General features: G+C 37.4%; 21 protein-coding genes. 19 read left to right on the top strand and 2 right to left on the bottom strand.

Going from position 1 to position 22,644, the window contains the following annotated elements:
- Positions 1-44: 44 nt before the first annotated feature.
- The 6 genes from MLD65_RS13855 to fabG all read left to right on the top strand — a co-directional run bounded on the left by MLD65_RS13855 (position 45) and on the right by fabG (position 6,097).
- Positions 45-1,589, top strand: a complete 1,545-nt coding sequence (locus tag MLD65_RS13855; protein WP_243292463.1) for a spore germination protein — start codon at positions 45-47, stop codon at positions 1,587-1,589.
- Between the two features lie 5 nt (positions 1,590-1,594).
- Positions 1,595-2,704, top strand: coding sequence for a GerAB/ArcD/ProY family transporter (locus tag MLD65_RS13850; RefSeq protein ID WP_243292462.1), 1,110 nt, complete (start codon positions 1,595-1,597; stop codon positions 2,702-2,704).
- Positions 2,697-3,833: a Ger(x)C family spore germination protein gene (locus MLD65_RS13845; protein ID WP_243292461.1), complete on the top strand. Its 1,137-nt coding sequence runs from the start codon at positions 2,697-2,699 to the stop codon at positions 3,831-3,833. Before MLD65_RS13850 ends, MLD65_RS13845 begins: the two co-directional genes overlap by 8 nt.
- 11 nt (positions 3,834-3,844) lie before the next feature.
- A complete protein-coding gene (locus tag MLD65_RS13840; protein ID WP_243292460.1) occupies positions 3,845-4,066 on the top strand; it encodes a hypothetical protein in 222 nt (73 codons plus the stop codon).
- A gap of 85 nt (positions 4,067-4,151) precedes the next feature.
- The gene (locus tag MLD65_RS13835) at positions 4,152-5,159 is read left to right on the top strand and encodes a quinone oxidoreductase family protein (RefSeq protein WP_243292459.1); all 1,008 of its coding nucleotides are present in this window, start codon (positions 4,152-4,154) and stop codon (positions 5,157-5,159) included.
- 176 nt (positions 5,160-5,335) lie between these two features.
- Positions 5,336-6,097: a 3-oxoacyl-ACP reductase FabG gene (gene fabG / locus MLD65_RS13830; protein ID WP_243292458.1), complete on the top strand. Its 762-nt coding sequence runs from the start codon at positions 5,336-5,338 to the stop codon at positions 6,095-6,097.
- 295 nt (positions 6,098-6,392) lie between these two features.
- Here the strand turns inward: fabG and MLD65_RS13825 are convergent, their stop codons facing one another.
- The gene (locus tag MLD65_RS13825) at positions 6,393-7,043 is read right to left on the bottom strand and encodes a glycoside hydrolase domain-containing protein (protein WP_243292457.1); all 651 of its coding nucleotides are present in this window, start codon (positions 7,041-7,043) and stop codon (positions 6,393-6,395) included.
- A 131-nt stretch (positions 7,044-7,174) separates the two neighbouring features.
- Between MLD65_RS13825 and MLD65_RS13820 the strand changes: the two genes are divergently transcribed.
- The 11 genes from MLD65_RS13820 to ilvD all read left to right on the top strand — a co-directional run bounded on the left by MLD65_RS13820 (position 7,175) and on the right by ilvD (position 17,699).
- Positions 7,175-7,546: a cbb3-type cytochrome c oxidase subunit I gene (locus MLD65_RS13820; protein ID WP_243292456.1), complete on the top strand. Its 372-nt coding sequence runs from the start codon at positions 7,175-7,177 to the stop codon at positions 7,544-7,546.
- A gap of 148 nt (positions 7,547-7,694) precedes the next feature.
- Positions 7,695-8,861, top strand: coding sequence for an LL-diaminopimelate aminotransferase (locus MLD65_RS13815; protein WP_243292488.1), 1,167 nt, complete (start codon positions 7,695-7,697; stop codon positions 8,859-8,861).
- Positions 8,862-9,115: 254 nt separating this feature from the next.
- Positions 9,116-9,319 (top strand): cold-shock protein CspD, encoded by a 204-nt coding sequence (gene cspD / locus MLD65_RS13810; RefSeq protein WP_243292455.1) that lies wholly within the window; start codon positions 9,116-9,118, stop codon positions 9,317-9,319.
- Positions 9,320-9,479: 160 nt separating this feature from the next.
- Complete coding sequence (locus MLD65_RS13805; RefSeq protein WP_243292454.1) at positions 9,480-10,268, top strand: TIGR00266 family protein; 789 nt, start codon at positions 9,480-9,482, stop codon at positions 10,266-10,268.
- Positions 10,269-10,761: 493 nt separating this feature from the next.
- The gene (locus MLD65_RS13800; RefSeq protein WP_243292453.1) at positions 10,762-11,190 is read left to right on the top strand and encodes a MaoC/PaaZ C-terminal domain-containing protein; all 429 of its coding nucleotides are present in this window, start codon (positions 10,762-10,764) and stop codon (positions 11,188-11,190) included.
- A gap of 79 nt (positions 11,191-11,269) precedes the next feature.
- Complete coding sequence (locus MLD65_RS13795) at positions 11,270-12,415, top strand: acyl-CoA dehydrogenase family protein (protein WP_243292452.1); 1,146 nt, start codon at positions 11,270-11,272, stop codon at positions 12,413-12,415.
- 10 nt (positions 12,416-12,425) lie between these two features.
- The gene (locus MLD65_RS13790; protein ID WP_243292451.1) at positions 12,426-12,863 is read left to right on the top strand and encodes a MaoC family dehydratase N-terminal domain-containing protein; all 438 of its coding nucleotides are present in this window, start codon (positions 12,426-12,428) and stop codon (positions 12,861-12,863) included.
- Between the two features lie 18 nt (positions 12,864-12,881).
- Positions 12,882-13,277, top strand: coding sequence for a MaoC/PaaZ C-terminal domain-containing protein (locus tag MLD65_RS13785; protein WP_347709305.1), 396 nt, complete (start codon positions 12,882-12,884; stop codon positions 13,275-13,277).
- Between the two features lie 15 nt (positions 13,278-13,292).
- Positions 13,293-14,105, top strand: coding sequence for an SDR family NAD(P)-dependent oxidoreductase (locus MLD65_RS13780; RefSeq protein WP_243292450.1), 813 nt, complete (start codon positions 13,293-13,295; stop codon positions 14,103-14,105).
- Between the two features lie 71 nt (positions 14,106-14,176).
- A complete protein-coding gene (locus MLD65_RS13775) occupies positions 14,177-15,760 on the top strand; it encodes a long-chain-fatty-acid--CoA ligase (RefSeq protein WP_243292449.1) in 1,584 nt (527 codons plus the stop codon).
- Positions 15,761-16,022: 262 nt separating this feature from the next.
- The gene (gene ilvD, locus MLD65_RS13770) at positions 16,023-17,699 is read left to right on the top strand and encodes a dihydroxy-acid dehydratase (protein WP_243292448.1); all 1,677 of its coding nucleotides are present in this window, start codon (positions 16,023-16,025) and stop codon (positions 17,697-17,699) included.
- A gap of 635 nt (positions 17,700-18,334) precedes the next feature.
- Here ilvD and MLD65_RS13765 read toward each other — a convergent pair.
- On the bottom strand, positions 18,335-19,987 hold the full coding sequence (locus tag MLD65_RS13765) for a sigma-54 interaction domain-containing protein (protein ID WP_243292447.1): 1,653 nt from the start codon (positions 19,985-19,987) through the stop codon (positions 18,335-18,337).
- 107 nt (positions 19,988-20,094) lie between these two features.
- Here MLD65_RS13765 and pruA point away from each other — a divergent pair, with 107 nt between their 5' ends.
- On the top strand, positions 20,095-21,642 hold the full coding sequence (gene pruA, locus MLD65_RS13760) for an L-glutamate gamma-semialdehyde dehydrogenase (protein WP_243292446.1): 1,548 nt from the start codon (positions 20,095-20,097) through the stop codon (positions 21,640-21,642).
- Positions 21,643-21,708: 66 nt separating this feature from the next.
- Positions 21,709-22,623: a proline dehydrogenase family protein gene (locus MLD65_RS13755; protein WP_243292445.1), complete on the top strand. Its 915-nt coding sequence runs from the start codon at positions 21,709-21,711 to the stop codon at positions 22,621-22,623.
- Positions 22,624-22,644 lie beyond the last annotated feature (21 nt).

Below are 22,644 nucleotides of genomic sequence, written 5' to 3'. Positions count from 1 at the left end.
GTTTGAAATGTTTTCTCTTTTAACCTAGAAAGGGTGTTTAGACTATGCTTCATTTATTAGGTAGAAAGAAAGTTCAATTAAAAGGAAAAAGTACTTCATCTGATAAAAAAATCCCGATATCTATAGAAGAAACTTATGAATGTATTCAAACAAAATTAGGGCATAGCAAAGATATAAAAATTCGGTATTTACAAGTACTTGCTGAAAAACAACGAGTGGCAGTCGTGTACTTAGAAACAATGGTTGATCAAAAGCAATTATCCAAACTGCTTGAGTCGTTATTAACAATGAGTAACGTTGAAGAACTAAAGACACCAGAACAATTCGCAGACGATATGATCAAAAAACAATTACCGTTCAGTTCTATTTCTACATTAACAATGATAAGTGAAATGATTGAAGCACTCCTTGTTGGTAATAGTATTTTACTAATGGATCGGTCTTTTATAGCACTATCTATTAGTACAAGTAATGCGGAATTTCGTAGTATAGAAGAGCCTTCAGTTGAAACAGAAGTTCGAGGGACAAAAGAATCGTTTATTGAAGATATACAAGCGAACGTTCGTCTAATTCGGAGAAAATGTAAGAATGAAGGATTACGAATCTTAAAATTGAAAATTGGGGAAATCACAAATACTGAAGTGAACATTGTTTATATAGATGGTTTGGCAAATATTGAGCTGGTCCAAGAAGTGAAGCGACGAATTTCACAGATTGAGATTGATGGTGTTTTAGAAAGCTTTTATATTGAAGAATGGATTGTTGATTATCCAAAATCGATTTTTCCACAAATGAATAGCACAGAAAGGCCGGACAAAGTTGTTGCAATGCTATTAGAAGGTCATGTCGCTATATTTGTAGATGGGACACCTTGGTCTTTAATTGCTCCAACTGTTTTTATACAATTTTTTACAACAAGTGGTGATTATTATAGCAACTATATTTTTTCAACTTTTCTTAGGTGGATTCGAATAATGTCTTTTTTATTTTCACTTACGGTACCTTCTTTATACATAGCTTTATCGACGATGCATCAAGAAATGTTTCCAACAACTTTAGCACTGCGAATTGCTGGAGCTCGATCTGGGGTTCCTTTTCCGGCCATTTTTGAAGCACTGATAATGGAGATATCATTTGAAATATTGCGAGAAGCAGGAGTTCGATTACCGCGAGTGGCAGGACAAGCCGTCAGTATTGTAGGTGCCTTAATTATTGGACAAGCTGCTGTTGATGCCGGACTTGTTTCTCCTATCATGGTTATTGCGGTAGCACTCACCGGTATTTCCTCTTTTACGAACGCAAATTATAGCCTAGCAATGGTTACAAGAATTTTACGTTTCCCTTTAATGATTGTCGCATCTATTTTAGGAATGCCAGGCATTACAATTGCCCTTTTAATGTTATTAACTTATATGGCTTCCATTAAATCATTTGGCGTTCCTTATTTATCTCCCATTGCTCCTTTAACTGTACAAGATTTAAAAGATACCATCATTCGTTTCCCTTGGAAAAATTTAGAGAAAAAACGAAAAATAATGATGATTAATCACCAAAATGGAAGTGAGTTTGAAGTAAAGGAAAAGGAGTAATGGCTATGTATGCAATTGTTCATCAACCAAAAATCAGTGCTATGCAATTATGTCTTTTAATCATTGCTTCACGATTAGCAATAATGACTGTCTTTTTACCCATCGTTGGAAATCACAGTAATGCAAAAGACGCCTGGATTTCAGCTGCTTTTTCAAGTATTATCGCCCTATTGATAACGGTGATGATCGTCTTATTAGCAAAAAGACATCCTAACTTGAGTCTTATAGAAATATGTATCTATTTATTAGGATCATGGGGTGGGAGACTGATTAGTTTAATTTATATAGGGTTTTATTTACAAGTTTCTTACTTAACTGTTAGACAATTTTCCGAAATTATAAATAATGCGTTAATGCCTGAAACCCCTATTCCCTTCCTAAACATTACGCTCACTGTTTCTGTTATTTTTGCTGTTTATAGAGGGCTGGAATCTATTGCTAATGTGAATACGATCGTTTTACCCATTTCTCTTGCCTCCATTATTATCATTTTGATCTTACTTCTTAAAGATGTTCAATTTGAATCGTTATTGCCTGTGTTAGAAGAGGGAATGAAACCAGTAATTGTAGGGACAATCATACCGATTGTCTTGTACGGAGAGACAATCTTAATTCTTGTATTGTCTCCATATGTTAAAGATCAACCAAAAATCATGTCCTACAGTCTTTTAGCCAACGTCATAAGTTCAATTGTCCTTATTTTATTATCAATCTTTGTTGTAGGAATTTTTGGTGCAAATGAAGCGAATAACTTAACATTGCCTGTTTTTTCATTAGCTAGAATGGTATCCGTAGCACACTTTTTAGAGAGAATTGAAGCTGTGATGGTGGCTGCGTGGATTAGCCTTTTATTTATGAAAGCTGCCATCTATTTATATGCTGGTGTCATTAGTTTTGGACAGTGGTTAGCTTTAAAATCCTATAAGGCATTAATTATTCCGTTGGGGGTTTTAATGCTCATTTTATCAGAAGAATCGTTTGAAAATATTGCTGAAATTAAACATTTCTTAACACCTGAACATTATAGCGTTTATGCTTTTTCTATTGAAATATTTATTCCTATGCTTTTATATTTCATTTCAATCTTTAAAAAGAGGAAGAATGTAGATGAATAAGTTTTTTGGCGTGATAATCGTTTTGATTGTGTTGACAGGCTGTTGGAATCGGAAAGAAATCGAAACATTAGGCTTCGTATTAGCGGCTGGTATTGACCAAATGGAAGATAAATATGTCGTAAGTACTCAAGTAGCCAATACTGAAGTCTTAGCTAAGGACGTTGCTGGAGGGGAAAAATCATATTTTACGTATAAGAGTATTGGACAGTCAGAATTTGATGCTATTCGAAATGTAACGAATGTGGGGCCTAATCGTTTATTTTGGTCGCATACAAAGGTACTTGTCATAAGTGAAGACGTTGCGAAAAAAGGAATTAAGCCTGCTTTAGAGTTTTTTACACGTGATGCGGAGGAACGCAGGAATTTTTTAATCGTTATAACACCCTTACGTGCTGAGAAAATTATAGAAGCAAATGTAAAAACGAAAAAGCTACCTGCAATTTCTTTATTTGATCAGTTAGAGTTGGAAAAAGCAACATCAAAACGCGTCACAATTAATTTGAATGAATTTTTCCGGAAATATCATACAACGGAAAGTGCGATGATCCCTACAGTTACGATTGTAACAAATCAAGGCGAAGTAAATGGGGTATCTTTCAAAATGGGAGATACAGCTATTTTTAAGAAAGACAAACTCGTCGGTTATTTTAGTCCTAATGAAATTAGAGGGGTATTATGGGTTAAAGAAGACGTGAAAAGTGCAATTGTTGTAACAGATTGTCCAAAGAAAACAAATGAATTGGAGCGAATTTCTTTTGAGACATTCCAAAATAAATCAGATGTAACAGTCGTGAAAAAGAATGACAATTTCGAATTTCATATAAAAGTGATAGAAAAGGGAAACTTAGCAGAAGCACCTTGTGTGTCTGGAGAAACAAATCCAAAAGTCATTAAGGATTTGGAAAAAATTAAAAAAGAGAAAATTAAATCAGAGATCTTAACAGCACTTGAGAAAGCGCAAAAAATGAAAGTAGACGTATTTGGTTTTGGAGAGCTCGTTCATCGTACTTATCCGAAAGAATGGAAACATATCGAAAAAGAATGGGATGAAATCTTTTCAAACATTACGGTAAATATTGAAATCGAAAGTACGATTACTGGAAATGCACTTATTCAACGAAAGAAATAGAGGGATTTAGTATGATTTGGATTGCTGTATTGTTATTAACATTTGTTAGCTTTAAAGAACTACCACCATTATTCCAAAAACATCGTTGGAAAGAAATCACCGTTTTTTTCTTGTTTACGTTGATCAATTTCGTGTTAGCACTCCTTATTTTTTTAGAAATTGATGTTCCAAATCCACAGGATGCTATTTATAAATTTAGTACTTGGTTGTTTCCCCATCAGCATGATTATTAATCTGATATGTTTATTTATGCAGGAATTATTTGAAAGATAGAGAATGGTTGTAGAGTACGAAAAGTAATAAAGGGAGATGAGAAAAATGAAAGCAATTGTTTTAAACGAAACAGGTGGACCTAAGATGCTAAAAATGGAAAATAGGGCTATTCCTAAGCCTAGTGCGGGTGAAGTAGTCATTAAACTTCAGTATGCTGCATTAAACCGTCGCGATTTATTTATTACATATGGGCTATACCCGAGCATGAATCTTCCATCGATTTTAGGATCAGATGGAGCAGGTGTTGTTGTGGAGGTTGGTAGTGGCGTCACTTCCGTTCAAAATGGCCAAGAAGTCGTCATCAATCCAGGCTTAAATTGGGGAGAGAATGATCGATTTGCAAATGCTGATTTTCGAATTCTCGGAATGCCAACAAATGGAACGTATGCACAATATGTTGTCGTAAGAGGAGAAAATGTTTTTCCAAAACCAAAACATTTACGTTTTGAAGAAGCAGCTGCACTTCCTTTAGCAGGCGTTACGGCATACCGCGCCTTATTTACAAGAGGAGAACTAAAAGAAGGTGAAACGGTTTTGATACCGGGAATCGGTAGCGGTGTCGCCTTGTACTTATTACAAATGGCTGTTGCTGCAGGGGCAAACGTTTTTGTTACGTCTAGTAGTGAGGAAAAAATTGAACAAGCGAAAAATCTTGGAGCAAAGGGTGGGATTAATTATCGAAATGAACGATGGGCAAAAGAATTAAAGAAAACAATGGGACTAGCTGATCTTATTGTCGATGGTGTTGGCGGTCCCGGGTTTAATGATTTAATTAATGTAACAGCACCTGGGGGAAGAATTGTGTCATTTGGCGCGACAAATGGACCTGTACCAGAATGTGTAATGCCAAAAATATTCTTTAAAAATATGGACATTAGAGGGACAACTATGGGTAGTCCTCGAGACTTTCAGCAAATGCTATCTTTTTATGAACAGCACGAGCTCCATCCAATAATCGACCGCTGTTACACATTAGAAGAAGCGAAGGAAGCATTACATTACATGGAAGAAGGAAAAAATTTTGGAAAGATTACACTGAAAATTGAATATTAATCAAGTGTGAGATCTTTCTCCTACACTTAACCCATATTCCTTATAGGAATGTTGGAGGTGAGAAATTTAATAGAGAATGAAATTTCATTCTTTGTCTAAACTCTCATCTCCTTTTTTGTGGAGAAGTAGATGACGTGTTTGATTGGTGGAAGTATATTTTGAAGGGAGTAAAGGAAATGAACCGATTACAAGGAAGGGTCGCTTTAATTACAGGGGCTAGTAAAGGTCTTGGAAAACGAATTGCCTTTTCGTTAGGTGAAGAAGGTGCTAAACTTTGTTTATTAGATATTGACGAACAAAGTGTTCATGAGACCTCGAAAGAATTTCTAGAAAAAGGGTTAGAAGCCATTCCTTTGCATGCAGATGTCTCCGATAAGGAGAAAGTAGAAATAGCCGTAAAAACTGCGATTGAAACATATGGTCATATCGATATTTTAGTGAACAATGCCGGTATTTTACGAGACAATTTACTATTTAAAATGTCAGATGAAGATTGGGATCTTGTGATGAACGTCCATTTAACAGGAGCTTTTTATTGTACACGCGCTGTTCAAAAGTATATGGTGGAAAATAAATTTGGCCGGATTATTACGATTTCATCAACATCAGCTCTTGGAAATCGAGGACAAGTTAATTATGCAACCGCTAAAGCCGGATTACAAGGATTTACGAAAACATTAGCGATAGAGCTTGGAAAGTTTGGCATTACGGCAAACGCTGTGGCACCAGGCTTTATTGAAACAGACATGACGAAACAGACGGCTAAACGAATCGGGGTACCTTTTGATGAATTTGCGAAAAATTTGGCTGCGTCCATTCCCGCTGGAAGACTTGGTCAACCAGAGGATATTGCAAATGCTGTACTGTTTTTTAGTTTAGAAGAGTCTTCCTATGTAAATGGGCAAGTACTTTACGTAGCAGGAGGTCCAACGGTCTAAATGCGACACCGGGAATGTTTAAGCATAAATAATTGTAAAAAAAGCTTGTATGGAATCGGTTCCATCACAAGCTTTTTTTACTGCGAATAAATCGAATTGAGTGTAAAATAATTTTACCATTGATATTTTTCGATCTGTATTTTACAGATTTCCCTAACAGGAAAGCCCATGCAGGATGTAGCCCGTCTTTAGACATGGGCTGAGAGCAAGGTCAAATACAGAGTAGCTTTTGAAACTTCAAGTATCTGAAATATGGTATCCTTTGCTTATAGACAAGTAAAAGTATCTAAAACAATCACCATAAGTGTTCAAACAATCTTCTGTCCAATAAATTTGTATCAATTGGGCATTTTGCAGCATTTTCACCGTATTGCCAAGCCCAAACATTTGCTTTACATGGTGGAACTCTCGGGTTATAAGATGGAGCATTGCCTTTTGACGTCGCCCCAGGCGTCGGTTCTTGTGACCAAATTACAAGTTGATCGGGTACTTTTTCGTTTTTTTCAGATGCAGTACAATAAGCGTTATTGAAAGTATCGGTACTAGGGTCAGCATAAATACCTGGACGATACAGACTTGTGTATAACGCATCAACCCAACCACGAATCCACCCTTCATCAATCGTGAAAAATTTTTCGGTATTGGCAAATAAAAACGTTCCCTTCGGCACTTTCATTCTCCTCGCATGAAAGGTAGCATTCCGTGCAGCCACTTTTCCCTTATCATACCCAACCGCTTCTTTATTTTCATTGTAAATCGGTAAAATTTTAATCCCTTTTTGCCTCAAAAAACGAATCTCTTTGTCTGTTAATCCATCAGATACGTTCGGAACGGTAGATAAATAACGTCCCCAATATTTTGGAGCACCATAATTTTCGACAACACATTGATATAGCGATTCCGTCACTTTCGCTGCGGAATCCACTCCCCATATTTCACGTGCCATTTGCCACACTCCTAGGAAATAGTCTTTTTATCTATATGAAGGAATGATTTTTTTTACCACAGATGTCAGTGAAAATTTTGGTCTATCGAAAACCAATTTTGCATATATTTGTGGGGGAAAGGGGGAGAAGCGTGGGAATAAAGTTGATTAAAATTTCGGTTGTGTATTTTATGATGGGGGGATGTCTTGGTTTATATATGTTGATGACCCATCATTATTCATTCACTTCTGTTCATGCCCACATCAGTTTTTTGGGGTGGACAGCATTGACATTAGCAGGCCTTATATATCATTTTTTTCCTGAAACATCTGATACAGGATTAGCAAAAGCTCACTTTTGGCTTCATAATTTAGGTTTGCCCGTGATGCTGATTGGTTTAATATTTTTCATTCGTAGCGGTGAAGAAGCGTTCATACCTGTCATCACGACAGGTGGTCTTGTCACAACTTTAAGTATTTTACTGTTCGGTATGAACATTTTGACAAAATTGAAAGCGAATTAAACACGTAACATCACCCTGATGAAACGAATTTTTTTACACAGCAATGATTGCTGTGTTTTTTTATTCAGAAAATTGTTTAATGATGCTATAATTTGAAATATATCGAAATAATATTCATCGCAATGTGATATAGAAACGGGGGAGAATGATGTTGATAGAATCAACGAGATTACAACGATTTGAAACACTTATTTTTCAAGAGTTAGCCAAACGGAAAAAGGAAAAGATCGCAAAAGGTGAAACGGTCATCGATTTAAGTATTGGGAGTCCTGATCAACCTGCGCCTTCATTTATTAAGAAAGCATTAATAGAAGCGATTGAAAAACCATCGGCTTTTCAATATACACTTACTGGCCTACCTTCGTTCAATGAGGCTGTTGCCTCGTTTTATAAGCGGAAATATGGGGTTTCCATTGATCCCTCAACAGAAGTGATGCAAACGATGGGATCACAAGATGCACTCGTTCATTTACCACTAGCTTTTATGAATGAAGGAGATGTCGTTCTTCTACCAGATCCCGGCTACACAGCTTATGAAGCTGCTTTTAAAATAGCAGGTGCAACGATTTATCCGATGCCTCTCTTAGAGGAAAATCATTTTTTACCAGACTTATCAGCGATTCCAGAAAGCGTTGCGAAAAAAGCAAAAATGATGGTATTAAATTTTCCTGGAAACCCAGTGCCCGTTCTTGCGCCTAAATCATTTTATGAACAAGTCGTGCATTTTGCAAAAGAACACGAAATCCTTGTTGTCCACGATTTCGCTTATTCAGAGCTTATTTTTGAAGGAAAAGAGGCCGTTAGCTTCCTTTCGATACCTGATGCTAAAGATGTCGGTATTGAGTGTAATTCGTTATCAAAAAGTTTTAATATGGCGGGATGTCGAGTTGGTTATATTATCGGAAATGAAACAATCCTCACGCAATTTTCGAAGCTTAAATCGCATTTAGATTACGGAGTCTTTGAACCGATTCAACATGCTGCAACAACCGCTCTTTTACATGGGGACGATTTCTTAGTCGAAAACAACCGGCTTTATGAAGAAAGACGAAATGTACTCGTAAACGGTTTACAAAAAATTGGTTGGAATGTAGCCACTCCAGATGCTACTATGTTTGTTTGGGCTAAAATTCCAGCAACTATGAATTCTGTTCAATTTACCTTTGACTTATTAGAACAAACAGGGGTTGTTGTCACACCAGGAAGTGCATTTGGTACGCATGGGGAAGGATATGTTCGAATTGCGCTTGTCGAACGGAAGGAACTTCTAGCTGAAGCTGTCCAACGAATAAGCCATTGTTTTACTCTTCATTAATTTAACGATAATAACATTATGTAAACTAACTTTTTGGAAAACATTCCAAAATTTATTTGACTTTCCTCGTTTATTCTGATATTATAATGGTAACCGTTATGTACGTGATATTTAAAGGATTCATGTAAGTCGTGACATTTTAGAAAGTGTAGGCGAACATTTATCCTACACTTCTTTTTATGTCACGACTGTTTTGTTCTAACTATCATTTCATACATAATGGATATTTTTTTAATGTTTTAGGAGGCAATATCATGCAAACTGGTAAAGTAAAATGGTTTAACTCAGAAAAAGGTTTTGGATTCATCGAAGTTGAAGGTGGAGACGACGTATTCGTACATTACTCTGCTATTCAAACAGAAGGTTTCAAAACTTTAGAAGAAGGTCAATCCGTATCTTTCGAAATCGTTGAAGGAAACCGTGGACCTCAAGCTGCTAACGTTCAAAAAATTTCCTAATTTATGGCCATTCAAGAGATGATGACAATGAGTCGTCATCTCTTTTTATGTTGATTAAAAATATCTAAAAATTCGAATGAAGCATACTATCGCATCCATTTAACATATAGTAAGATGGATATGAGTTCTACATAAACGATGAATCGATGAGGTGATGATAATGAATGCGCATGAAATTGAATATCAGTTATACGGAGATGATATGCAATTTGTTGAAATTGAGTTAGATCCAGGAGAAAGCACAATAGCTGAAGCTGGAGCCCTCATGATGATGGATGAAGGGATCGATTTTGAAACAGTATTTGGCGATGGTTCTGAATCGAAAGGATTCTTTGGCAAATTAGTCGGTGCTGGAAAACGATTAATTACAGGTGAAAGCCTATTTATGACCGTGTTTACAAATCAAGGAATGGGAAAAAAGCGCGTGTCGTTTGCAGCTCCTTATCCGGGAAAAATTATCCCAGTCGACCTAAGTGAACTTGGCGGAAAAGTCATTTGTCAAAAAGATGCCTTTTTATGTGCAGCGAAAGGAGTATCTGTCGGTGTTGATTTTCAAAAGAAGCTCGGGACGGGTTTCTTCGGTGGCGAAGGGTTCATTATGCAGAAACTTGAAGGTGATGGGTTAGCATTCATGCATGCTGGGGGAACCATTTATAAACGGGATCTTTCACCTGGTGAAACATTGAAAATAGATACAGGATGTTTAGTGGGCATGACAAAAGATGTCAACTACAACATTGAATTTGTCGGAAAAGTGAAAACTGCCTTTTTCGGCGGGGAAGGCCTTTTCTTCGCAACCGTTCGCGGACCAGGTACCGTCTGGGTGCAGTCATTACCGTTTAGCCGTTTAGCGGACCGAATTTTCGCTGCTGCACCTAATCGCGGTGGAAAAGTCGGTGAAGGGAGCATATTAGGAGGAATTGGTGACTTCTTTGATGGAGATGATTGATAATCCGCACGTATTGATATTACAAAAGATCATGAGCCATACCAATTAAACATGTGAAATTTCATTTGAGGATTGTTAGCATTCAACACTAACAGTCCTCTTTTTATTCCACTCTTAACGGGCAGTAAGACCCCCACCTCAAGATTCTGTAGTAAAGCCAAGAAGATAGGTGGGGACAACCGCCTGTAAAGGTCCGAACATAAAGAACACAGACTAAGAGCGCCACGTCCTGTGGCAACGTCTGTGAAACCCACATCCTGTAGGTCACAAGGGCCTTTAGGTCATCCCGTAGGGACTAACATTCAGTGGGGGGAACCCCCCCACTGAATGAAGTTTCACTTTATATTGTCTTTATTTCATACACTTTTGACCGTAACATGTCTCACATTAATACATTTCGATTAAAAGGCTACTCAAAATTCTTTTTAATAGCACATTTAATTATTGGCATAAAATTTGCAATAATAAAAACGAATAGCAAGGAGGGAGCGAAGTGAAATTTGATCAATTTTCAGAAGGGCAAATGTATGTGACGAAGCCAGCCGTACTATCAAGAGAAGAAATACTAGATTTTGCAACAAAATATGATCCACAATATTTTCATATCGATGAAGAAAGAGCGAAAAAATCCCATTTTGGAGATATTATTGCTGGCGGAGCTCATATTATCAGTATTTTATGGCGAGAGTGGGTTCATTTAACTATTCTAGGCAACGATTGTATCGCGGGCGTCGGCTTAGACGAAGTCGAATTTAAAAGGCCTGTTTATCCTGGCGATGAAATTTATGCAGAAGTGTACGTTCATAAAATGACCCCACTTCATGACGGGAAACGTGGCATTCTTCATCTGAAATTCATTGGGAAAAATCAGAAAGAAACAACGATTATGTCCTGTATTTTTAAATTAATGGTTCAAAGATAATATCAAACTTGCAAAAGGATTCATTACGAAAAATATCTAAAAAAACGCAATTTTTTCACAAATAAAGGAGTGTAACGTAATGCCATCTAATTATATAAGTGAAGACCATGACATTTTCCGTTCTTCACTAAGAAAATTTTTGCAAAAAGAGGCTGTTCCTTTTTATGATCAGTGGGAAGAAGAACGAATCATTCCACGTTCCTTTTGGAGCAAATTGGGAGAGCAAGGTTTTTTATGTCCTTGGGTAGAGGAAAAATATGGTGGATTAGGTGTCGATTTTGCGTATTCTGTCATATTAAATGAAGAACTAGAACGGGTAGGCTCGAGCTTAATTGGAATTGGACTTCATAATGATATCGTCGTTCCCTATCTAAATTCTTTTGGGTCTGAGGAGCAAAAGAAAAGATGGCTACCAGATTGTATCAATGGAAAAATCATTACAGCTATCGCGATGACAGAACCAGGTACAGGTTCTGATTTAGCCAATATTAAAACGAAGGCTCAAAAAGAAGGCGACTATTATATTTTAAATGGAGAAAAAACGTTCATTACGAATGGAATCCACGCGGATCTTGTCATCGTTGCTTGTAAAACGGATGTAAACGCAAATCCTCCACATAAAGGCATTAGTTTAGTAGCTGTTGAACGAGATACACCTGGTTTTAAGAGAGGGAAAAAATTAAATAAAGTTGGACTACATGCCCAAGACACTGCCGAATTAATTTTCGAAGACGCGAAGGTTCCAGCCCGCAATTTAATTGGGGAAGAAGGAAAAGGTTTTTATTATTTAATGGATAAATTACAGCAAGAAAGATTGGTTGTTGCTATATCTGCTGTTGTAGCCGCTGAAGAAATGTTAAAAAGTACAATAGACTTTGTAAAAGAACGAAAAGCATTTGGGAAAAGAATTAGTGACTTTCAAGCAACTAAATTTAAAATAGCTGAAATGGCGACAAAAGTTAAAATTGGTCGCACCTTCTTAGATAATTTAATTATGGATCATATGGAAGGAAAGGAAATCGTCACACAAGTTTCAATGGGGAAATGGTGGCTAACAGACATGGCAAAACGAATAGCTTCCCAATGTATGCAATTACATGGTGGCTATGGATATATGGAAGAATACGCCATTGCGAGAAGATATCGTGACACACCTGTAGCTGCTATTTATGCCGGAACAAACGAAATCATGAAAACGATTATTGCTAAAAATATCGGGTTATAGAGGTGGGAACATGACTACACTGAATCAAAAAGTTGGCTTCACATTTGAACCGTTCACTTTTTCAATAGAACGAGGGAAAATAAAAGAATTTGCGTTGGCAATTGGAGATCCTAACCCCATTTATTACGATATAAAAAATGCAAAAGAAGAGGGATATCGAGACATTCCAGTTCCCCCTACATTTGCAACATGTATTGAAATGTGGGAAGGTGCCGATTTTGACACATTAATAAAAGCACTTGAGTTAAACCCATTAAAAGTTCTCCATGGTGAGCAAACATATGAATATCTCGATTGTATGTATGCTGGTGATGTTATTCAAGGAAAAACGTCTGTTGTAAAAGTAGAAACGAAAAGAAACTTAAAACTCGTTACATTACAAACGGATTATTTTAATCAACACGGAAAAAAAGTCCTAATCGCGACATCTACCGTGATTGAAAGGTAGTAAAGGAGGTGAACCACCGTGAAGAAATTACAGCCTATTGAAAAAACGGCTATTACTCATACGCAATTAGTAAAATATGCCGGTGCTTCGGGGGACTTTAATCCGATTCATACGGTCGTCCCAGTAGCAAAAAAAGCGGGGTTAAAAGATGTTATTGCTCATGGAATGCTCGTTATGGGATTTGCAGGCGAAGCACTTTCAACTTGGTTTCCACGAAAACATTTACGCACATTTCACGTTCGCTTTTCAAAAATGACTTATCCAGGAGAAAAGCTAACTGTATATGGCGAAATAAAAGATGAAATCCATCAAGATGAAGAAATCCGTTTAGTAGGTGAAGTGATTGTGAAAAACGAAGAAGGAGAAATCAAATTAAAAGGTGCGTTTGAAGTGTTAAAAAATGAAGAAGTTTGATAGGAGGTCATGTTTATGAAACTATTAGAAAATCAAGTGGCTATTATTACAGGATCTGGTAGAGGGGTTGGGAGAAAAGTAGCAGAAATCTGTGCTGAACAAGGTGCAAAAGTCGTTGTATCAGATCGTGATGAAAAACCAGCACACGAGGTAGTAGAAGCTATTTGTGAAAATGGCGGGGAAGCGATTGCCGTTGTCGGGGATGTAACATCAAAAGATTTTCCGAAATATATTCTTGATAAAACGATTGAAGCGTTTGGTCAACTCGATATTTTAATCAACAACGCGGGATATACGTGGGATGGAATGGTTCACAAAATGAGTGACGAACAGTTCCAAGCGATGCTCGATATTCATTTGATCGCCCCGTTTCGCCTTATACGAGAAGCTACTCCTTACTTTCGCGATGCTGGAAAATTAGACAAAGAAAAGGGAATAGACAATTACCGGAAAATTGTGAATGTTTCATCTGTTGCAGGGGTCATGGGGAATGTCGGGCAGGCTAATTATGCTTCTGCAAAAGCTGGACTGATCGGTTTAACAAAAACAGTTGCGAGAGAATGGGCACCATATCAAATTAATTGTAACGCCGTTGCGTTCGGAATGATCGATACAAGACTAACGCAAGCGAAAGAAAAAGGTGAATCAATTGACGGCATTGAAGTCGGGATTCCAGAAAAGGTTCGTACGATGTTTGAAAAATCCATTCCACAAAAAAGAGCCGGTACCGTAGAAGAAGCAGCACACAGTATTTTCTATTTAGCATCACCGTTATCAAATTATGTAAATGGACAAGTTCTTAATGTAAATGGCGGTTGGTATACGTAAAAGTCTTAGGCCGGTTCTAATTTTTTTAATTATAAATATCTGAAAAATCAAAATAATAAGGGGGTATTTTTATGATTATGACAAAAGGGTTACTGTATGCTGCTCGTACTTATCCGGAGAAAATCGCTATCATCGATGGAGATGAAACTTATACGTATAAGGAATTCATGATTCGAACAGCCAAGCTAAAGGCAGCTTTACATAAACTTCAAGTGAAAAAGGGTGACCGTGTCGGAATTTTGTTGTTAAATAACTATCGATATTTAGAAATTATGTACGCAGCAACATCGTTTGGAGCCATCGTTGTACCTATGAATGTCCGATTAAACGCAAATGAAGTGGCATTTATTTTAAAAGATGCTGAAGTGAAGACGTTATTTATCCATAAAGAATTTTTACCAATGGTAAATGAACTAAAGGAAAAAGTACCTTCATTGCAACATATTATTTTAGCTGAAAACAGCCTAGATGAAGAGGAGCTAAATAATCATTCGGTTCTTCTTTATGAAAGCGTTATCAACAATGAAAAAGAAGAAACATTAACAATTGAGCAAGTAGAAGAAGAGGATATCGCCGGCCTTTTTTATACAGGAGGGACGACAGGACGTTCCAAAGGGGTCATGTTAACACATAAAAACGTTGTGAACAACGCTTATCATGCGGCATTAAATTTAAAATATGACGAAAAAGAAATATACCTTCACGCAGCACCTATGTTCCATTTAGCAGACCAAGCCTCTACATTAGCCATTACGTTAGTTGGGGGAACGCATGCACATGTCCGATCTTTTACACCTGTTCGTGTACTTGAAGCTATCCAAAAAAATAACATCACGGCTGTCCTACTTGTTCCAACAATGATCAATATGTTTATTAACGCTCCACAATTTGATCAATATGATGTAAATTCCCTTCGAAAAATTTTATACGGTGCCTCTCCGATGTCTGTTGAATTATTAAAAAAAGCAATGAAATGTATTCCTAATGCGACATTTATGCAAGCATATGGCATGACAGAAGCCGCACCAATTTTAACGGTTTTAAGAGGGGAGGACCACGTTGTAGAAGGGTCTGATCAACAACTAAAACGGTTAATGTCTTGTGGACAGCCGGTTCAAGGGGTTGAAATGAAGGTCGTTGATCCGAATGGTGAGGAAGCACCAAATGGGCAAGTTGGAGAAATCGTTGCAAAGGCACCAAATATTATGAAAGGATACTGGAATTTAAAAGAAGAGACCGCTCATGCCTTACGTAATGGCTGGTATTATACAGGTGATCTAGGTTATAAAGATGATGATGACTATTATTATATCGTAGATCGAGCGAAAGATATGATTATAACAGGTGGAGAAAATGTATACTCCACTGAAGTAGAAAACGTCCTATACGAACATCCATCTATTTTAGAATGTGCTGTAATTGGAACGCCGAATGAAAAGTGGGGAGAAGTCGTGACGGCCGTCATTGTCTTAAAGGAAGGAATGACCCTTTCAGAACAAGAGTTAAAAGCGTTTACAAAGGAAAAATTAGCGGACTTTAAAGTCCCGAAAATCATCGAATTCACAAACGAGCTTCCAAAAAGCGGGGCGGGAAAAATATTAAAACGTCACTTACGGGATCAACATTGGCACAATCAAACAAAAAAGGTTCATTAATGTAACCTCATAAGGAATAGGTGTAATAGGAAAACAGATCATTACTATCATATGAAACAAGGACTTCCTAATCAATTTTTTCAAAAATAACTGGTGCGAGTGCCAGTTATTTTCTTTTCTATGAAGCAATTATTTTATTAAAATAGAAAAATTTATAAATTCCGACGAAAATTGTTTTGTGAATTAACGAAAATGATAGTATAATATAAAAATATTAAATTTGCTGAATATTTGAATTATCAAAAGCATTGGAGGGTTTATTGTGGCCGAACTGCGAAGCAATATGATTAAGAAAGGATTTGACCGTGCACCTCATCGAAGTCTTTTACGGGCAACGGGTGTAAAAGAGGAAGATTTCGACAAACCGTTTATCGCTGTTGTCAACTCCTATGTTGACATTATTCCAGGTCATGTTCATTTACAAGAATTCGGAAAAATTGTGAAGGAAGCGATTCGTGAAGCTGGTGGTGTTCCATTTGAATTCAATACCATTGGAGTAGATGATGGCATTGCTATGGGACATATCGGAATGCGTTATTCCTTACCGAGTCGAGAAATTATTGCAGATTCCGTTGAAACCGTCGTATCCGCCCATTGGTTCGATGGGATGGTTTGTATCCCAAACTGTGATAAAATTACGCCGGGTATGATGATGGCTGCGATGCGCATTAATATCCCGACAGTATTTGTTAGTGGCGGACCTATGGCTGCTGGAAAAACGAGTGATGGACGTAAAATTTCTTTATCATCGGTATTTGAAGGAGTAGGTGCTTTCCAATCCGGAAAAATTGATGAAAAAGGATTACAAGAATTAGAACAATTTGGCTGCCCGACGTGTGGATCTTGTTCCGGAATGTTTACCGCAAACTCGATGAATTGCTTAGCAGAAGCACTTGGTTTAGCACTTCCTGGGAATGGAACCATTTTAGCCATTGCACCTGAACGAAAGGAATTTGTGAAAAAATCCGCAAAAAAATTAATGGGCTTAATTGAAAAAGACATTAAGCCACGTGATATTGTAACTGAAAAAGCTATCGACAATGCGTTTGCATTAGACATGGCGCTTGGTGGATCAACGAACACAGTACTTCATACGCTCGCCATCGCCAATGAAGCGGGGATTGATTATCCACTTGAGCGGATTAATGAAGTAGCAAATCGTGTACCACACTTATCGAAGCTAGCACCAGCTTCTGATGTCTTTATAGAAGATTTACATGAAGCAGGAGGCGTTTCAGCCGTCCTTAATGAATTAACGAAAAAAGAAGGTACTCTTCATTTAGATGTGCTAACGGTAACGGGTAAAACTCTTGGAGAAAATATTGCTGGCCATGACGTGAAAGACTACAATGTTATTCATCCCATTGACAAGCCTTTCTCTGAAAAAGGCGGACTTGCCGTCCTTTTTGGAAACCTTGCACCAGACGGGGCGATCATTAAAACAGGCGGTGTCCAAAATGGCATTACCCGCCATGAAGGACCTGCCATCGTTTATGAATCCCAAGATGAAGCAGTAAAAGGGATTGCTAGCGGTGAAGTAAAAGAAGGTCATGTCGTCATTATTCGCTATGAAGGTCCAAAAGGCGGACCTGGAATGCCGGAAATGCTTGCACCAACTTCCCAAATCGTCGGCATGGGGCTTGGACCAAAAGTTGCTCTTATCACAGACGGCCGTTTTTCTGGAGCATCCCGTGGATTATCGATCGGTCACGCATCCCCAGAAGCAGCAGAAGGAGGACCGCTAGCCTTTGTTCAAAACGGGGATCATATCGTGATTGACATTGAAAAACGCACGATGGACGTTCACGTTGATGAAGCAGAATGGGAAAAGCGTAAAGCAACTTGGAAAGGCTTCGAGCCAAAAGTAAAAACGGGCTATCTCGCTCGCTACTCAAAACTTGTTACATCTGCTAGCACTGGTGGAATAATGAAGATTTAGTTGAAAATCTCCTTCCAATTCATGTTGGAAGGAGATTTTTATATTGTTTTTGAATAGATAGTAAAAGGCAGGTTTCGGATCGAAAGCGAATGATTGGGAATTGAGCGATTGCTGCGATGCGAAAATTGTAGTGTAATCATGATGACTGGCACATAAACCTATGAAAAATGGTAAAATCTACGAGATTAAAGATAGAAAATATGTGTATAAAAGTAGACAATTTAGAGATTATTATGATACTGGCTTTCAATATTAATAGCTAAATTGGAAGCGAAAAAGCGATTACCATGGCCGAAATTATCATAACTCTCTTTGTTTTCATAAAATAACATATTTAAATGATCCAACGAACACTGTGTATATGTCTTTACTCTAGTTGAATCCTTTCTCGTTGTTTTGACTTAAAGGATTACATAATAAGAAAGAATCTTCCTCCAATGAAAATTGTCTGTTTTTGTAATCAAAGAAAAAATATTATTCGCTTTATTTTGGATGGTCATGTAATTGAATCTTCAAGAAAACAAAATCACTTCAAAAAATCCCATCGTACTAATACCTCTAAACGATCAAAAGAGTAGTAACATACCTTTTCCAAAAGCTATTCATGTATAAAAAACCCGGGAAACTCCCGGACTTCATTCAGTAATTCCATATTTCTTCATTTTATTATATAACGTCACCCTAGACACCCCCAAGAGCTTGGCAGCAGCAGATTTGTTTCCATATGTTTTTTGCAGGACATACTGAATTTTTTCCTTTTCTGACGGATGTGATACCATAAATTGTTCCTCTTTTTTCGGTGGTTGAACTTCTTTATTCGCTTGCTGTTGAAAGGATTGAGGAAGGTGACTAGGAGTAATCGTTTCTTCATCAGCTAAAATCATAATCCGTTCAATTGTATTTCTTAATTGGCGAATGTTTCCTTTCCATGGATCTTCCATAAATCGATACATGACTTCAGGGTCAATTGTCGGGATTGGTTTTTTATATTTTATCGAAAATTCATTTAAATATAATTGTACAAGCTCTGGAATGTCTTCCATTCGCTCTCTCAATGGAGGAATATGGATTGAAACGACATTTAATCGGTAATAAAGGTCTTGGCGAAACGTTCCTTCTGAAACCATTTTTTCTAAATCACGGTTGGTCGCGGCGATAATTCGCACATCAACTGGTATTGGTTTTGTCCCGCCAATTCGATAAAATTGTTTTTCTTGAAGAACGCGTAACAGCTTTACTTGTAAATCAAGTGGCATTTCGCCAATCTCATCTAAAAATAATGTCCCTCCTTTTGCCGCATCGATTTTTCCTTTTTTTCCTTCTTTTACAGCGCCGGTAAATGCACCTTTTTCATAGCCAAATAATTCGCTTTCAAACAAGGCGGCAGGAATGGCTCCGCAATTGATCGCAATAAAAGGTGCTTCTTTTCGTTCACTTGCTTGATGGATAGCTTGTGAAAATAATTCCTTCCCAACACCACTTTCTCCTGTTATTAATACAGAGGCATCTGTCATTGCCACTTTTTTCGCTAATTGGATGGCGCTCATTAGGGCAGGGCTTCTTCCTTTAATTTTTCGAAACGGATCAAGCTGGTCATCTTCTGTATCCATTTGACTTTCTAAATGCTGAATATAGGCTGTTGTCGATGATAATTCTTCGTTTAATTTGACGATATCACTAATATTGCGCTCAACTGAAATCCCTCCAACCATTTCATCTTTTAAATAAACCGGTTGTGTATTAATCAATACGTGGACATCTGATTGAGGTTGATTGTACTTTCGAACAACTGTTTTTCCTTCTTTTAATGTAGACATTAAGACGACCGATTCTTCTTTGAATAATTTGGTAATATGCTTTCCGATACTGTTTTCACGGCTGCATTCATAAAGCTCTTCAGCTTTTGGATTCCACGAAATAATCGTTCCATTTGCATCAACAATCGTTATGGCATCATCGACGGCTTTTAATAACGTTTCATAAAAGGAAGATAACATTTTCCAATGATGAAATAGTGCATCCGCTAATCTTTCATAAGGTACCCATCCAACAATCATATTGTTTTCATCTATTAGAGCAAAATCTTTTCCATCTACTAGTTGATCAAGATCCGCAAGAGTTGTTTGTCTTGGAACAACGATCATTTCGTCCATTTGAAGGGAGTCATTCCACGGATAAGATAGTGCTTTCAAGGAAATATTATCATTTAACACGGTCATCACCTTTACAATTTTATTTACATATTTGTAAAAATGTAAACTTTTATTTACACTTTTGTATATTTTCATTATACATATTTTCCGGAAAACTCTCCATATTTCTGCTTTTTATTTTTGGCACAAATATTGCATATTAAGAAAGTGAGGAAATTAACTCGTACTTTATAGGAGGGATTTTGATGATTCCATACAAACATGAACCATTTACTGATTTTTCAATTGAAGAAAACAAAAAAGCCTTTGAAGAAGGATTAAAAACCGTTGAATCATACTTAGGACAAGATTATCCACTTGTCATTGGTGGCGAACGTATTACAACAGACGAAAAAATCGTGTCTGTAAACCCTGCAAACAAAGAAGAAATCGTTGGTCGCGTATCGAAAGCAAATAAAGAACTTGCTGAAAAAGCGATGCAAGTAGCAGATGAAACATTTAAAACATGGAGTAAAGTAAAGCCTGAAGTGCGCGCAGACATTTTATTCCGTGCAGCTGCCATTGTTCGTCGTCGCAAGCATGAATTCTCTGCTTTACTCGTAAAAGAAGCAGGAAAACCATGGAAGGAAGCAGATGCAGATACAGCAGAAGCAATCGACTTTATGGAATATTACGCACGTCAAATGTTAGAAATTAAAGATGGCGTAAAAGTAAACAGCCGTCCTGGTGAGTATAACCGATATGGATACATTCCTTTAGGTGTAGGTGTTGTGATTCCACCATGGAACTTTGCGTTTGCAATCATGGCAGGTACAGCAGTAGCAGCAGTCGTTACAGGGAATACAGTATTATTAAAACCAGCTTCTGTAACTCCTGTTGTAGCAGCAAAATTCGTTGAAGTACTTGAAGAAGCAGGACTTCCAAAAGGTGTTGTTAACTATATTCCTGGAAGCGGAGCGGAAGTTGGAGATTATTTAGTCGATCATCCACGTACTCGCTTTATCTCCTTTACTGGTTCTCGTGAAGTGGGCGTACGTATTTACGAGCGTGCAGCGAAAGTACATGAAGGCCAAAAATGGTTAAAACGTGTAATTGCTGAAATGGGTGGTAAAGATACAATCGTTGTTGATAAAGAAGCGGATCTTGAATTAGCAGCACAATCGATTGTCGCATCTGCTTTCGGGTTCTCTGGTCAAAAATGTTCTGCATGTTCACGCGCTGTCGTATTAGAAGATGTGTATGATCAAGTATTAGATCGCGTTGTTGAACTAACAAAAGAACTAACAGTTGGTGATCCAACTTCTCAAGATACATTCATGGGTCCAGTTATTGACCAAAATGCATTTAACAAAATTATGGAATACGTTGAAATTGGTAAACAAGAAGGTAAGTTAATGATCGGGGGAGAAGGCGATAATTCAAAAGGCTTCTTCATCAAACCAACCGTTTTTGCAGATTTAGATCCAAACGCACGGATTATGCAAGAAGAAATTTTCGGGCCAGTCGTAGCGTTCTCAAAAGCAAAAGACTTCGATGAAGCAATCGAAATTGCGAACAACACAGACTATGGTTTAACAGGTGCCGTCATTTCTAACAACCGTGAGCATATTGAAAAAGCACGTGAAGACTTCCATGTTGGAAACCTTTACTTCAACCGCGGTTGTACAGGTGCGATTGTTGGTTACCAACCATTCGGTGGCTTCAATATGTCTGGTACGGATTCAAAAGCTGGTGGCCCTGACTACTTATTACTTCATATGCAAGCGAAAACAACTTCAGAAATGCTTTAATCAAAAGGATGGGGCAACGAATTGTTGCCCCTTTATAAAAATTGGAAAAACATCGGGGGGTTTTACATGTTAGAAGCAATTTCCAAAAACTTTTTTATGTCTTTATCTCAAAGCAAAATGTTAAACAAAGCTGCACGAAAATGGGGCTTAAAATTTGGCGCTTCTCAAGTAGTAGCAGGGGAAACGATTGAATCAGCCATTGAAGCTGTGAAAAAATTAAATCAAAAAGGACTTGTTGCGACACTGGACCATTTAGGTGAATTCGTTTACAGCCGTGAAGAAGCAGATGAAGCAACAGATTATTGTGTCAGAACATTGGAAGCGATTGCAAAATCTGGTGTAAAAAGCGGATTATCTGTAAAAATGACACAACTTGGACTAGATATTGATAAACAATATTGTTTAAACAATATGAGAAAGATATTAGATACAGCGAAAATGCACGACATTTTCGTTCGGATTGATATGGAAGATTATTCTCACTGCCAAGTAACGTTAGATATCTTAAACGAATTACGTCAAACATATGACAATGTTGGAACGGTTATTCAAGCGTATTTATTCCGTTCACATGATGATGTGAAAGATTTAAAAGGTGTTTCGTTACGTCTTGTAAAAGGTGCCTATAAAGAATCACCTGAAGTCGCTTACCAAGATAAAAAAGATGTAGACGAAAACTACATGAGAATCATTAAAGAACATTTACTAAGTGGTAGCTATACCGCTATTGCATCACATGATCATAATATCATTGCAGAAGTGAAAAAGTTTGTCAAAGAACAAAACATCCCAACTTCTCAATTTGAATTTCAAATGCTTTATGGATTCAGAACAGACATGCAGCAAAACCTTGTGAAAGAAGGATACAAAGTTCGGGTTTATATACCGTTCGGTGATGATTGGTTCGGTTATTTCATGCGCCGCTTAGCTGAAAGACCTCAAAACGTTGCCTTCGCATTCAGAGGCTTCTTCTCGAAATAGTTATGATCTTATCCTACAAGA

Origin of the sequence: Bacillus sp. FJAT-47783 (genome assembly GCF_022808615.1) — a bacterium.
Lineage (GTDB): Bacteria > Bacillota > Bacilli > Bacillales > Aeribacillaceae > Bacillus_BZ.
The sequence above is the reverse complement of the archived record's forward strand: the minus strand, read 5'-3'. Positions and strand labels throughout refer to the sequence as shown.

Coding starts and splice junctions, on each gene's coding strand:
- MLD65_RS13765 (WP_243292447.1), bottom strand. CDS start 19,987: ATGAAAATATACAAAAGTGTAAATAAAAGTTTACATTTTTACAAATAT.
- MLD65_RS13780 (WP_243292450.1), top strand. CDS start 13,293: ATGAAACTATTAGAAAATCAAGTGGCTATTATTACAGGATCTGGTAGA.
- MLD65_RS13775 (WP_243292449.1), top strand. CDS start 14,177: ATGATTATGACAAAAGGGTTACTGTATGCTGCTCGTACTTATCCGGAG.
- MLD65_RS13855 (WP_243292463.1), top strand. CDS start 45: ATGCTTCATTTATTAGGTAGAAAGAAAGTTCAATTAAAAGGAAAAAGT.
- MLD65_RS13815 (WP_243292488.1), top strand. CDS start 7,695: ATGTTGATAGAATCAACGAGATTACAACGATTTGAAACACTTATTTTT.
- fabG (WP_243292458.1), top strand. CDS start 5,336: ATGAACCGATTACAAGGAAGGGTCGCTTTAATTACAGGGGCTAGTAAA.
- MLD65_RS13825 (WP_243292457.1), bottom strand. CDS start 7,043: ATGGCACGTGAAATATGGGGAGTGGATTCCGCAGCGAAAGTGACGGAA.
- cspD (WP_243292455.1), top strand. CDS start 9,116: ATGCAAACTGGTAAAGTAAAATGGTTTAACTCAGAAAAAGGTTTTGGA.
- MLD65_RS13845 (WP_243292461.1), top strand. CDS start 2,697: ATGAATAAGTTTTTTGGCGTGATAATCGTTTTGATTGTGTTGACAGGC.
- MLD65_RS13840 (WP_243292460.1), top strand. CDS start 3,845: ATGATTTGGATTGCTGTATTGTTATTAACATTTGTTAGCTTTAAAGAA.
- MLD65_RS13805 (WP_243292454.1), top strand. CDS start 9,480: ATGAATGCGCATGAAATTGAATATCAGTTATACGGAGATGATATGCAA.
- MLD65_RS13755 (WP_243292445.1), top strand. CDS start 21,709: ATGTTAGAAGCAATTTCCAAAAACTTTTTTATGTCTTTATCTCAAAGC.
- MLD65_RS13850 (WP_243292462.1), top strand. CDS start 1,595: ATGTATGCAATTGTTCATCAACCAAAAATCAGTGCTATGCAATTATGT.
- MLD65_RS13835 (WP_243292459.1), top strand. CDS start 4,152: ATGAAAGCAATTGTTTTAAACGAAACAGGTGGACCTAAGATGCTAAAA.
- MLD65_RS13790 (WP_243292451.1), top strand. CDS start 12,426: ATGACTACACTGAATCAAAAAGTTGGCTTCACATTTGAACCGTTCACT.
- MLD65_RS13795 (WP_243292452.1), top strand. CDS start 11,270: ATGCCATCTAATTATATAAGTGAAGACCATGACATTTTCCGTTCTTCA.